9 protein-coding genes are annotated in these 13,055 nt (G+C 37.4%); 2 read left to right on the top strand and 7 right to left on the bottom strand.

Translation table 11 applies throughout. The features are described from left to right. Positions 1-20 precede the first annotated feature (20 nt). The 7 genes from DD829_RS02365 to gyrB form a co-directional block, all read right to left on the bottom strand. Positions 21-1,100, bottom strand: coding sequence for a TonB-dependent receptor (locus DD829_RS02365; RefSeq protein ID WP_108410714.1), 1,080 nt, complete (start codon positions 1,098-1,100; stop codon positions 21-23). A gap of 585 nt (positions 1,101-1,685) precedes the next feature. Continuing rightward, positions 1,686-2,411 (bottom strand): IS110 family transposase, encoded by a 726-nt coding sequence (locus DD829_RS02360; protein ID WP_123906784.1) that lies wholly within the window; start codon positions 2,409-2,411, stop codon positions 1,686-1,688. Positions 2,412-2,776: 365 nt separating this feature from the next. Further along, positions 2,777-3,628, bottom strand: coding sequence for a diacylglycerol/lipid kinase family protein (locus DD829_RS02355; protein ID WP_108410469.1), 852 nt, complete (start codon positions 3,626-3,628; stop codon positions 2,777-2,779). Positions 3,629-3,671: 43 nt separating this feature from the next. Beyond that, the gene (locus tag DD829_RS02350) at positions 3,672-4,493 is read right to left on the bottom strand and encodes an RsiV family protein (protein WP_108410468.1); all 822 of its coding nucleotides are present in this window, start codon (positions 4,491-4,493) and stop codon (positions 3,672-3,674) included. 79 nt (positions 4,494-4,572) lie between these two features. Next, positions 4,573-6,507: a transglutaminase-like domain-containing protein gene (locus DD829_RS02345; RefSeq protein WP_108410467.1), complete on the bottom strand. Its 1,935-nt coding sequence runs from the start codon at positions 6,505-6,507 to the stop codon at positions 4,573-4,575. A gap of 1 nt (position 6,508) precedes the next feature. Next, on the bottom strand, positions 6,509-8,401 hold the full coding sequence (locus tag DD829_RS02340; RefSeq protein WP_108410466.1) for a DUF3857 domain-containing protein: 1,893 nt from the start codon (positions 8,399-8,401) through the stop codon (positions 6,509-6,511). A gap of 133 nt (positions 8,402-8,534) precedes the next feature. Continuing rightward, positions 8,535-10,469 carry a DNA topoisomerase (ATP-hydrolyzing) subunit B gene (gene gyrB / locus DD829_RS02335; RefSeq protein ID WP_108410465.1) on the bottom strand — a complete coding sequence of 645 codons (1,935 nt, stop codon included), beginning with the start codon at positions 10,467-10,469 and terminating at the stop codon, positions 8,535-8,537. 232 nt (positions 10,470-10,701) lie between these two features. Here gyrB and DD829_RS02330 point away from each other — a divergent pair, with 232 nt between their 5' ends. Together DD829_RS02330 and DD829_RS02325 are read left to right on the top strand one after the other, a co-directional pair. Further along, a complete protein-coding gene (locus tag DD829_RS02330) occupies positions 10,702-12,045 on the top strand; it encodes a cytochrome ubiquinol oxidase subunit I (protein ID WP_108410464.1) in 1,344 nt (447 codons plus the stop codon). After that, positions 12,042-13,046 carry a cytochrome d ubiquinol oxidase subunit II gene (locus DD829_RS02325; RefSeq protein ID WP_087710978.1) on the top strand — a complete coding sequence of 335 codons (1,005 nt, stop codon included), beginning with the start codon at positions 12,042-12,044 and terminating at the stop codon, positions 13,044-13,046. The genes DD829_RS02330 and DD829_RS02325 overlap by 4 nt, the downstream gene beginning before the upstream one ends. The last annotated feature ends 9 nt before the right edge of the window (positions 13,047-13,055 follow it).

Below are 13,055 nucleotides of genomic sequence, written 5' to 3'. Positions count from 1 at the left end.
TGATTTTTAATTTTATATTTTTAAAATTTAGCTTTTAATCCTAAAGTGTACATTACAGGAGGCTTTACCACGTAACTGCCCAAATTAAAATCAGGATCGATCCCGCTTTTGCTTTCCTGCCACAGGATTCCCAAGTTGCTGATATTGGCGTAAAGCTGTAAGGCTTTAAGCGGCATTTGCTGCCACTGCTTTTTGTTTATCTCATAGCCCAGGTTGATGTATTGCAGACGAATATGATCACCTTTCTCAATCAGAGCCGCCGAACCCGCATAGAAGGCATCCCTGTTGGAGTTGGTCTGGTATTGATTGGAAGGCACATCGGTAAATGCCTCATCTCCGGGTTTCTGCCAACGTAAGGCATAATCGCTGTGCCCAACCCAATCCTTAAAAAGGCTGGTGTAATTGATCGAAGGCCTTCTGAAATAATATCCCAGTTTGTAAGTAATTCCTACATCCAGCGTAAATTGTTTGTAAGAAAAGGTATTGGTAAATGAACCGTACACCGTAGGAATGGCAGAACCGAAGTATTGCAGATCTTTTACATCAGCGCCCATCATCTTGGCGTAATCCTTACTGACCTCGCCATTCAGATATCCTCGGGGATCACCATTATGCGGATCAAGCCCTGCCCACTGGTAAGCGAATATGGAATAGACAGGCAAGCCTTCAATCCCTGAAATGGGAACGCTTGACAGCACAAAGTTCCTGGCAATAGTGCTGCTTGGATAGTATTTCGTCACCTTGTCCTTGTACGTGCTGAAATTAGCCGTGGTCTGCCAACGGAATGCTTTATTGATGTTGATGGTCCTTAATTCCACATCAATACCGTTCCCTTCAATACCTGCAACATTCCATACCAGGCTGGTTAATCCTATGGTATAATCCAGCGGAACCTGCCCGAATAGATTTTCTCCTTTTTTACGGAAATATTCCACAGAGCCGGAGATCCTGTTGTTGCGGGTCGCAAAATCCAGTCCCGCATTAATCATCCTTACCGTTTCCCATCGAAGCTGTGGATTGTAATAGTTGTCAAATCTAGCCATCTGTTCCTGGGTGTAGGTGGAAACACCCAGTATGGCCATTGTGGTCACGGCAACCATTGCAGGGTTAATATTACCGTTGTAGCCATAAGAACCTCTTAATTTGAGTTCAGGCAGCCACTTTAGAGGATAGAACTTTTCATTGGAGACATTCCAGGACAGTCCTGCCGACCAGAATGGATTCCATTGGTCATTAGTTTTTAGTCCGAACAGGTTACTGGCATCTCGTCTGGCACTTCCGGAAATGGTATAGCGGTTATCAAAAGTATAGGCCGCATTGGCATATACGGAGACGAATCGGTTATTGGTCTCCCGCAGGGCATTAAGGTTATCAATGAAAGAAGTACCACCCGTGATGTTCTATGTTAATACGCAAATTAATCAGGTTAAAATTTTAAAGTTTTTTTGATAATCTGGTTGATAAGCCGTTTTATTTTTTACTACACCGAAACAGATTCTTAAAAGCTTGTTGCAAACTGCGATCAAAGCTAATTTTTTAGGTTTTCCTTTTGCCAATAGACGAAGGTAAAGTTCCTTACAATGAACATTATGTTTCATTGCAGTCCACGAGCAAACATACAAAAGACTCCTGATATGGGTTTTAGAAGTCCTGCACTTTCCGGGCGAATAAGATTTCTTTCCCGATTAGTAAATTCTGGGTGCCAATCCAAAATATTTTACCAGAGATTTTGCGGAATCAAAATTCTTAAAGCCCGATGTAGCAGTCATAAGTTGTAATGAGGTCTTCTCACCAATTCCTGATACACTTTGTATCAAATATTTTACTTTCTTAAATTCCTCATCCTGAAGTTTTGGAAGACGCAGTTCAACTTCTTTGATTTCTTTTTCCAACTGTTTAAGCCTTCTTTCATAATGCTTTTCTGTGTCAGGGTTAAGATAAGGATTAAAACGTAGCGCTTTTAGTTTCACGGCATATCTGCGTTTTTCTTCTTCCAGATCATTCAAAAGTTTAATCTCCTGGTCAAGATGCTCAATCTCAATACTTTTGGGAACATAATTTTCAGGACGAAACAATTCTCCATAGAGTCTGATGGCTTTAGCATCTTCTGCATCTGTTTTAGTGATGATGTTTTTCATCCTGCAAAAATGTTTAATAGACATGCAGTTAATAAGACTGGTCTCAAATCCTTTTTCCAGAGAAAGATGAAGAATCCTACTGCTGTAATTACCCGTAGATTCTATAACCAGACAATAATTTTCTAAGGAAATTTTATCTAGAAAAGATAAAATAGAGCCCCGGTTGTTTTCGATGTTGTAAACCTGATCACAATTATTTAAATCATTAAAGCTTATCGTTAAAAACTTTGATCCTACATCTACACCAATCACTTTTTTTGATAATTTTGTCATCGTAAATCTTTTTTTATAAAGAGGTTTTCTTCTGATCCACCATGGTAAAAGTTTTACCAACAATGTTCTATCCGGATTTGGAAGAAAACAGCAGCAGGGGAATAAAATCACGGGCGATATCAAAGTATCATTCGAGCGTCTGTCTTTATCCTGCTGCTTTTGCTCTTCTGGTTAATATTTTTAACTAAGTTATCAATCTGTTTTTGTTTAATGCAAACTTACCATTGAGCGACGTGTCTGAGCTCTTTTTTGGATTCGGCGGCTGCTTCGCAGCCGCCGAATCCAAAAAAAGCGAGTAGCGAAAGCGCGAAACAGCTCCTAAAATTAAATAGAAAACAATTTCTTTTTTACCGGAATGACCGTTTTTAGATTAAAATTCTTAAACTCGAAGGCTGAACTTTTACATGAACCGGAGATTTTATTTTGTTGAATTCTCCGTCGAGATGCCAGTTTTTGGTATTCACCTTAAATTCTATTTCGGAAACAGGCAAATAGGTAACGTAATCGTCCTGTTTCAGTTTTTTGGTAAACATTCTGAACGCAAAAAGCATGGAATAGAAGAAAGGGAATTTTTTGACTAGAACCATATCTACCAAACCGTCACTTTTACTTGCATGAGGTGCGATGTAGGCGTTGTTTCCAAACTGTCTTGTGTTGGCGATGTTCACCATTAAATATTTCCCGTTGTACTGCTTGTATTTTTCGTCAAAAAACTTAAGTTTGATTGGCTTGTAGCTGAAAAAGGTCTTAAAGGAAACTTTGATGTAGTTTTTAAATCCTCTTGTGGTTTTTTCAAATTCCTTTACGACTTTACCATCGAAGCCGGTTCCTGAAACATTAATGGAAAGTCTGTCGTTTACTGTGAACGTATCAATCTTTCTGGAATTTTTGGTTTTGATCTTTTCCAGTAATTCATCCAGATTTTTGCTGAACTGGGTTTCGTTGGAAAATCCGTTTCCGGAACCTGCCGGAAAAATCGCCAGAATTTTTTCTGTGTTGATGAGATTTCCGGCTACGGTAGAAATGGTTCCGTCGCCTCCGATGGCTACAAAAATATCAACGGTGTTAAAATGATCCTGAATAAACTGATCGGTTCCGGGAATGGATTCCGAGATGTAATACAAAGGATCTTTTACCTTTGCTTTCAGTTCGTTAAGAAACGGCTGATAATTTTTTTTCGCCGAAAAAGGATTGATGATGAAAGCGACTTTTTCCATTAGTGCAAAAATAAAAAATGCTCCCGATCTGGAAGCATTATTATTATTTAATTTTCATTCTTTTCATCAATTCGGGAGTAAGTGTGCCTTTCATTTCTGCCCACGAAACCGGAATCGTAATGTCTCCTGCTGCAAAAGCTGTAATTTCATACGGACTGTAATGGAAATATAGGTTTTTGTCATCAAAATAAAAATTTTCCGTTGCCGGAATTTTGTCTACCAAAAGCATTTCAGAATTATTAACTTCTCCTTTATCATCTGTTGTTCCACTGTTGGTTTTGTTGATATTTTTCATTAAAAGGGCTTCCATTTTTTCTTTCGGCATGGAAGTAATGTCTTTTAATTCAAGCTTTTTATTGTTTTGAAGATCAAAAACTCTTTCTGCATATCCATAATTATCGTGTGCACCTCCTTCATAAGAAGCCCAAAAGTATTCTATCTGGAGATAATCATTGGTATTGGATCTTACTTTCATTGCTGTATCCGAATACCATTCCTGAGAGAATGAAATATCTGAAATCCAGTCTTTTGAATCTTTTCTGATGTTATTAAAATATTCGTTTTTGCTTTTCTGAAGATAATTCAGCAATCCTTCTCTGGAAAAATCGCCAATATTTTTTTCTGTAAAATAAATGCTGTCTAATAATTTTTTATCCTTTACTGTCGGGAACAGCAACATTTTGGAAGTATATTTAACGGTTAAAGAATCGCTTAATTTCGTGGAATCGCTAATTTTCACGGAATCTACTGTAAACTTTTCGGGAGCTGCAGCTTCTGTTTCATTTATATTATTTCTTTCCGTCTTTTTACAGGCAGAAAAAACAAAGAAAGAAGAAAGTGCCAAGACGGCAATGGTATTTTTCATAATTCTGATTTTCCTTCTTCAATGCAAAAACCATTCAAAAAATGAATGGTTTGAGATTATTTTTGAAAAAAAAATTTAATTACTGTTTTTTTACAAGACTGATGACCTGGTTTTCCTGTTTGGAAGCAACTCCCCAAATCTGTTTAAAAGCCGGATAATATTCTTTCTCATAATTCGGACTCTTAACTTTGGTGGTGGAAATTACTTCGATCCTGTTTCCTTTTTGTTCAGCAATATAACTGTATTCGATTTCTTTATCGTCGGTTACAATTTTTTTGTTTTTCGGCATTTCTTCAATAGTATATCCTTCCGGAATTTCCAAGACTATTTTCTTAATTCTTGTGAACGGCGAAGTAAAATCGATAAGGTATTTTCTTTCTTCTGTCTGATCGAATTCATTTGAGTTTTTATTTAAAAACAACATCGGATTGATAATCATTTTCTTTCCGATCCTGTCGATTAAATTTTCGGAAGAAAACTTCATGGTGCTTTCAAAATCACCGTTTTCATGTACTTTTGAATCGATATTGGTAAAGTCTATCGCAAAATTATCTTTATACTGCTTTTTGTATTTCTCTGCATTATCGTCATAGCTCTCTTTTGCAAAAATAGCATACGTTCCTGTGTCTTTATCGGAATAGGTTCCCGAAATGCTTCCGTCTGTATTAATTTTTGCCTCCGCCGTAAGATAGGTAAAACTTGTTTTTGCATTGATCATGGATAATTGCTGAACTTTGTCTTTATTCATCAAAATTCCGAACTGGTTCCAGTCTCTTGGCGGTAACTGATCGATCGAAGACTGCTTTGAAGTCGCATCATACAAATGAAAGCCATCTTTTGTCTGAACAGCAGCAATTACAAAATTCATGTTGGAAACATTGGGTGAAGCGATATTAATAAAACCGTTGCTCACCGTAGAAATCGTAAGCGGATCTGCTTTAATTCCGGCTTCACGAAGCATCATGACCAGAAAAAGATTGATTTCTGCCGCATTTCCGGTTTTTGTTTCCAGCATTTTTTTGATACCGTCTTCTGTATAAATCCCTCTGTCTTTGTTCCATGTAAAGGTATTTTTAACATAATCAAAAACAGCATTGGCTTTTTCTATCTCTCCTGAAATTCCTGAAATATTTGCAGGCATATTGTCTTTTGCCAGTCTTGTTTTCTTTAATTCGCCTCCGAAATCTTCATTTTCATACAACCTCTGCTTAATCTGTTCCCACGACGAAGAATACAATTTAAGTTCTCTGAAGTTTGTAGAATGAAGCTCTGCACCAATTTTTGTTCTGTAATTTCGGTCGTTATTTACAAATTTTTCTGTTTTAAATCCTTTTATGTTTTCAAATCCGAAGCGGTATGTTCTGTAATTCATTCCGTACATCATTCTTTCATCGATTTCTCTATATTTAGGAGTAAGAAAACCTGTGTAATTAACATTATAGGCAATGTTTGAAGGGCTGTCTAAAACATATTCCGTGTATAACGACGGTGTATCTGTTTCGATCATGATTTCCGGAACCACATAGAGAAACGGAGAAGTCACTTCATACTGGTATTCGATAACAGAGCCGTTTTTTACATTCGGGAATGCAAATTTTGTGATGGAAACATATTTGCTCTCTTTACTTTTATATTTCGAACTTTTATCAACTTTTGTAGCTACGGAAGTACCGTTTTCCAGATTGTATGTGAAAGCTTTTACCTTCGAAATGGTTTCCTGATCGCTTCCGCTTTGGTATAACGGAATTTCAAGATTCAACCAGTCTTCTGCTTTGTCCTTATCATAGATTTTCACCCTGTAAAAAGCTTTTTTCACAAGATTTCCGGTATTGTTATCAATGCTGAAATGCAGAGATTTGAATAAAATTTCGGCAGGTGCATTTTCATCCAACGCTGATTTCTGCTTTGAAAGATCTGCATCATTAAATTTAGGATAGTTAAGAAATTCATGCTTCTGAGCTTCAATAAATATCAAATTCATTGAACAGAAAGCCACTAGAAATATTTTTTTCATGTTAAATTTTAGAAATTAAAATTTTTGAGTTGTCGATGTTAATGGTTTTTTTTCTGAAATTAACGTAATCGTTATATTTTTCTTTAGGATAAAGTCCTTTATTGATTCTTATGGTTCGGCTGACTTTCAATTCTTCGCCATTTTTTACAAAGCTTAATTTGTAGGTTCCGAATTCTGAATTTAAGGTCACATTCTCGGGAAGTTCCTCTATTTTATAGTTTTTAGGAAGCGCAAAGTTGATTTCGTATTCATCCTGAAAAGACTGTCTTAATTCAAAAGGCAATTCCCTGTTTTCGTCTGTTTTGTAAACATTGTTTGAATAAATGGGTACCGCTCTGAAAATGATGCTGCTTCCTGCATTTTTAGAATAATTATTGGCTTTAAAATCAAGATCAAATTTTGCAACGGCATTGTCTTTATCGTTCAGGAAATTTTTCATTTCAATCTTTTCAAAATGAAGAACATCCAGAAGATTTTTTATGGCTTCGTTTCTTTCTTTTGGTGACATCGTTGCCAGAACGAGATTGTTATCATACTGAATTCCCGTGTACGCAAAATTACCTTCGCCGGAAATACTGTTGTCTTCATTAAGCTTTATTTTTAAAAGCTGTTTTTCTTTGCTTTGGTCTGCTGCATAAACCGGAGTATCAATTAATTCAATTCCGTTTTTTCTGATGGAAAGCACATTTCTTTCTGTGGTTCCGTAACTTAGATGATTAAAAGCTATTTGCTGAGATGTATTTTCAAGCCAGATATTTCCTTTTTCAGCAGGAACCATCAGAATAACATGGTTTCCTCCCATTTTAGGAAAATCTTTATCAAACGAAACCGGAGAGGAACCGGAATTGATCACCGAATAATAAGACGGAATTCCGGCTTCATCCAGTAAAGTTTTCATGTAATTCGTTAATCCTTTGCAGTCGCCATATCCTTTTTTCTGAACTTCATCCGGAAGCATCGGCTGCCAACCGCCGATTCCCAAGGCTACAAAAATATACCTTGTCTTGCTCTGCATATACTGATACAGTTTTTTTACCTTTTCTTCGGTTGTTCCCTGTAAATTCAGTGCTGCAACTTCCGCTTTAATTGCAGGCGTTGATAAAGAAACCGGCTGTAAAATGCTGTTGTAATACCAAGATCCGAACTCACTCCAGTTGTTTATACTCCCCTGTTTTCCTTCAAGATTGAATTTCGTTAACGCAAAACTTACTTTTGGCAAAATTTTTATCGGTTGGGGAAGCAAAAAAGCATCATCAATAGCCGGAACATTTTTATAAGAATATATTTTTTCTCCTGCATTATCGCTTTCTGTAACTGAAGTATAGTTATAAGCCGAAAGATATGTTTTTGTTTTAAGCTCGATGCCTGATTTGTTGATGATCTTCATCTGAGCTTCTTCCAGCGAAAGATTAGTTGATCTGAATGGAATAAAATCCGGCAGGAAAACCGTATTTTCATCTGCGATCTGATAGGAAAATTCCACAGTGTAAGGATATTGCGTAGGCGTATAAGACAAAGCCATCACTCGGTTATCCGAATAGAACGTTCCCTGATTATTATTGGCAAAATCCCCAAAATCTGATTTGGAAAATGACTTTATTTTCTTTCCGGATTCATCGTAAATATTTACCCTGATGTCTGAAATGCTATTGCCTTTTTCATAAGGAATATAAATCTGCGCATCGGAGTCGCCGTCTTTATTCAAAACAGTGGTCACCGTATAATACTGATATCTGATATCATCAATTTTATTAACCTGAATCGTCGTTAGATCTTTCCTGATGACCGCATCTGCATTTTTCTTCAGAGTCTCAGGAATGGCAGAAACCGGAAAATTTTGTGAGTAGTAAAAAGAAGCCATCGAAAGCGCTCCAATACAAAGTATTTTCATCATGGTTATTAAAATTTAGCAAAAATAATGAAATCTTATAACTGACAAAATTATTTTTTATTGTATTGAATGGTTCATATTGAAAAAAAAAGACTTCATTGCTGAAGTCTTTTATAATCGTATTTTTTGAATTCAATTATGCATCAATTTTCGCATATTTGGCATTCTTTTCTATAAATTCTCTTCTTGGCGGAACTTCGTCGCCCATCAACATAGAAAATACACTGTCTGCTTCCACCGCATTATCGATGGTTACCTGCTTCAGAATTCTGTGTTCAGGATTCAGAGTGGTTTCCCAAAGCTGTTCAGGATTCATCTCTCCAAGACCTTTATAACGCTGAACTTCAACACCTTTTCCATCCGGAGACATTTCCAAAGTAAATTCTTCACGCTCTTTTTCGTTGTAAGCATATACTTTTTTGTTTCCTTTTTTCAATAAATACAAAGGCGGCTGAGCAATATAAATATAGCCGTTTTCAATCAATTCCTTCATATATCTGAAGAAGAACGTTAAGATTAAGGTTGAGATGTGAGAACCATCGATATCGGCATCGGTCATGATTACGATTTTATGATATCTTAACTTCGCCATATTCAACGCTTTGCTGTCTTCTTCCGTACCTACGGAAACTCCTAAAGCGGTATAAATATTTTTAATCTCCTCATTATCATATACTTTATGAAGCATTGATTTCTCAACATTCAGAATTTTACCTCTTAACGGAAGAATTGCCTGAAAGAATCTGTCGCGACCCTGTTTTGCCGTTCCACCCGCGGAATCTCCCTCAACTAAGAAAATTTCTGATTCTGCCGGATCTTTTGAAGAACAGTCGGATAATTTCCCGGGAAGTCCGGAACCTCCCATCGGAGATTTTCTCTGAACCATTTCACGGGCTTTTTTCGCAGCCTGTCTTGCTTTTGCAGCCAACACTACTTTCTGAACGATAATTTTTGCTTCGTTAGGATTTTCTTCCAAAAAGTTAGTAAGCATTTCCCCTACAATTTTATCAACAGCTCCCGAAACTTCAGAGTTTCCTAATTTCGTTTTGGTCTGTCCTTCAAACTGAGGTTCCATTACTTTTACGGAAATTACAGCGGTAAGTCCTTCACGAAAATCATCTCCTGTAATTTCTACTTTTTCTTTCTGAGGAATCCCTAAATCGTCTGCATATTTCTTTAAAGTTCTCGTTAAAGCACGTCTGAAACCTGCCAAGTGAGTACCTCCTTCGTGAGTATTTATATTATTAACGTATGAGTGAAGATTCTCATTAAATGACGTATTGTAACGCATTGCCACTTCTACAGGAATATCGTCTCTTTCGCCTTCCATGAAAATAACATTTTCCATGATCGACTCACGGTTTCCGTCAATAAAGGCAACGAACTCCTTTAAACCTCCTTCAGAATGGAAAACTTCTGATCTGAAAGAACCGTCTTCCAGTTTTTCTCTTTCGTCTGTAAGGGTAATGGTAATTCCTTTATTTAAATAAGAAAGCTCTCTTAAACGGCTTGCTAATGTATCATAATTATACACCAGTTCTGTAAAGATAGAATCATCCGGCTGGAAGAACTGTTTTGTTCCTCTCTGATCGCTGTGTCCTATTTCCTCAACGCCCGTCTGAGCTTTACCTCTTGAATATATCTGCTGATAAACGTTTCCGTCTCTGTAAACTGTCGTTACCATTTCGTTGGAAAGTGCGTTTACACACGATACCCCAACTCCGTGAAGACCTCCGGAAACTTTATAAGAATCTTTATCAAACTTACCTCCTGCCCCGATTTTCGTCATTACAACCTCAAGAGCGGATTTTTGTTCTTTTTCGTGGAAATCCACAGGAATACCTCTACCGTTATCGCTAACCTCGATCCCGTTTCCTTCTTTAATGCTGACAAAGATCGTGTCGCAGTATCCTGCCAACGCTTCGTCGATAGAGTTATCTACTACTTCATAAACCAAATGATGGAGACCTCTTACTCCCACATCACCAATGTACATTGAAGGACGCATACGTACGTGTTCCATTCCTTCCAATGCCTGAATACTACTCGCTGTATATTGTTTCTGACTCATATAAATATTAAAAAATCCTGCTAAATGCAAAGACTTACAAATATCGTGATTTTTTTCGAGGTATGAAAGTTAAAAAGTGTCAAAAAAGTATTGATTTTTCCACAAAAAGCAAAGATTGTTTTCTCTTAAAAAATATCAAAGTTAAAACCTATTTCTCAAACAAATGCTGTTGTAAATCATAATGTACATCTTTAATTTATACGTAAATTTATTTACTCAAAATGAATGGTTTATGGACGACTTTCTTGCAGCTCGTGCACAGATGGCAATGTCACTCGGCTTCCACATTATTTTTTCCTGTGTGGGTATGGTTATGCCTTTTCTTATGGCTTTTGCACACTGGAAATACTTAAAAACAAAAAACGAAGTTTATAAAGGTCTTACGAAAGCCTGGAGCAAGGGTGTGGCAATCCTTTTTGCAACCGGTGCTGTTTCCGGAACGATGCTTTCCTTTGAGCTTGGACTTCTCTGGCCGGAATTTATGAAACATGCAGGACCTATTTTCGGAATGCCTTTCTCTCTGGAGGGAACCGCGTTCTTTATTGAAGCCATCGCAATCGGATTTTTTCTGTATGGATGGGACAGATTTAATAAATGGTTTCATTGGTTCTGCGGATTTTTGGTAGGATTAAGTGGTTTGGCTTCGGGAATTTTAGTGGTTGCCGCAAACGCATGGATGAATTCTCCGGCAGGATTCGATTATGTGAACGGACAATATTTAAATATAGATCCTATTAAAGCCATGTTTAATGACGCGTGGTTTCCTCAGGCTTTACACATGACGGTTGCAGCGTTTTGTGCTACTGGATTTGCCGTTGCCGGAGTTCATGCTTTCTTGATTCTAAAGAAAAAAAATGTTGAATTTCATACCAAAGCTTTCAGAATTGCAGCAGGATTTGCTTTGATCGGAGCATTCGGAGCACCCTTAAGTGGTGATGTTGCCGCAAAATCCGTTGCAGAAAGACAACCGATAAAATTAGCTGCCATGGAAGCCCATTTTGAAACGGAAAAAGGGGCTTCATTTGTTATTGGCGGAATTCCGGATGAGAAAAAAGAAGAGATAAAATATGCCGTAAAAATCCCGAAAGTTCTGAGTTTTTTAGTAGCTAATGATTTTAATGCTGAAGTAAAAGGACTGAAAGATTTTCCAAAAGATGAATGGCCTCCGATTGCGGTTGTGCATTATGCTTTTCAGATCATGATTTTTTTTGGCGTTGTGATGATTATTATTGGAAGTGTTTTTCTGTATGCAACGTTTTTCAGGAAAGAATGGCTTTCCAAAAACTGGCTTTTGAAAACATTTTTATATGCAACTCCTTTCGGATATATTGCTCTGGAAGCTGGATGGACAGTAACTGAAGTGGGAAGACAGCCGTGGATTATTTACGGAATTATGAAAACAGCCGATGCCGTGACACCAATGCCGGGAATTCAGTATTCTTTTTACTTTTTTACCGCGATTTTCGCGTCACTCTCTTTGGTTATTATTTTCCTTTTAACAAGACAGATTAAAATGGTTCCCCAATTATACGATCCTACCGATCCACAGTTTAACTCTAAAAATAAAAAGTCATGATTTATGTTGTTATAGGATTTCTCTGGCTATCGATCTGCCTGTATGTTATTTTAGGCGGAGCCGATTTCGGAGCGGGAATTGTGGAACAGTTCACCAGAAAAAAGAACAGACCCAAAACGCAGACTCTGATGTACACTTCTATTGCTCCGGTTTGGGAAGCCAATCATATGTGGCTGATTATTGCCATTGTTATTCTTTTTGTCGGTTTTCCGGAGGTTTACACCACGCTTTCCACGTACCTTCATATTCCTTTGGTTTTAATGCTGGTGGGAATTATTGCACGCGGGACAGCTTTTACGTTCCGGCATTATGATGCGGTGGAAGACAGTTGGCAACGCATTTACACACAGATTTTTTACTTTGCGAGTTTACTGACTCCTTTTTTTCTGGGATTAACGGCAGCAGCAACGATCTCCCATTCTATTAATCCGGAGGCGACCAATTTTTTAGATTTGTATATTTTCAGTTGGCTGAACTGGTTTGGTGTTGCAGTAGGTTTATTTACCGTTTCCATCTGTGCTTATCTTGCTTCCGTTTTTGCTTTGAGAGAGACTTCCGACCGTTTTGAACTGGGTATGATGATCAGAAAATCCAAACAGACCATGATCTTTGTTGTTATCGCAGGACTTCTGGTTTTCATCACGGCTTATTTTTCCGATATTCCTTTACTGATGTGGGTTTTCTCAAAGCCTTTGGGAATTATGGCAACGGTTTTTGCTACCATCTGTCTATTTTTGATTCTGAGAGCAATGAATCGCCGTAAACTTTTACCTGTAAGAGCTTTAGCAGGATTTCAGGTGATTATGATTCTGGTTGCCGCCACATATCAGCACAATCCGAATATTATTCTGTTTGCAAACGGAGAACATCTTTCTTTATTAGACAACGTTGCAGCGCCAAAAACAATTTCGGCTTTGGGATGGGCGTTAATGCTCGGCTCTGTTTTCATCCTTCCGTTTTTGTTTTATCTGATGGCATCATTCAGTAAACTGAGAAGATAATTTTAAAAG

The organism is Chryseobacterium sp. HMWF035, from assembly GCF_003094695.1.
Classification (GTDB): Bacteria; Bacteroidota; Bacteroidia; order Flavobacteriales; family Weeksellaceae; genus Chryseobacterium; species Chryseobacterium gambrini.
The sequence above is the reverse complement of the archived record's forward strand: the minus strand, read 5'-3'. Positions and strand labels throughout refer to the sequence as shown.

Coding starts and splice junctions, on each gene's coding strand:
- DD829_RS02365 (WP_108410714.1), bottom strand. CDS start 1,100: ATGGTTGCCGTGACCACAATGGCCATACTGGGTGTTTCCACCTACACC.
- DD829_RS02360 (WP_123906784.1), bottom strand. CDS start 2,411: ATGACAAAATTATCAAAAAAAGTGATTGGTGTAGATGTAGGATCAAAG.
- DD829_RS02355 (WP_108410469.1), bottom strand. CDS start 3,628: ATGGAAAAAGTCGCTTTCATCATCAATCCTTTTTCGGCGAAAAAAAAT.
- DD829_RS02350 (WP_108410468.1), bottom strand. CDS start 4,493: ATGAAAAATACCATTGCCGTCTTGGCACTTTCTTCTTTCTTTGTTTTT.
- DD829_RS02345 (WP_108410467.1), bottom strand. CDS start 6,507: ATGAAAAAAATATTTCTAGTGGCTTTCTGTTCAATGAATTTGATATTT.
- DD829_RS02340 (WP_108410466.1), bottom strand. CDS start 8,401: ATGATGAAAATACTTTGTATTGGAGCGCTTTCGATGGCTTCTTTTTAC.
- gyrB (WP_108410465.1), bottom strand. CDS start 10,469: ATGAGTCAGAAACAATATACAGCGAGTAGTATTCAGGCATTGGAAGGA.
- DD829_RS02330 (WP_108410464.1), top strand. CDS start 10,702: ATGGACGACTTTCTTGCAGCTCGTGCACAGATGGCAATGTCACTCGGC.
- DD829_RS02325 (WP_087710978.1), top strand. CDS start 12,042: ATGATTTATGTTGTTATAGGATTTCTCTGGCTATCGATCTGCCTGTAT.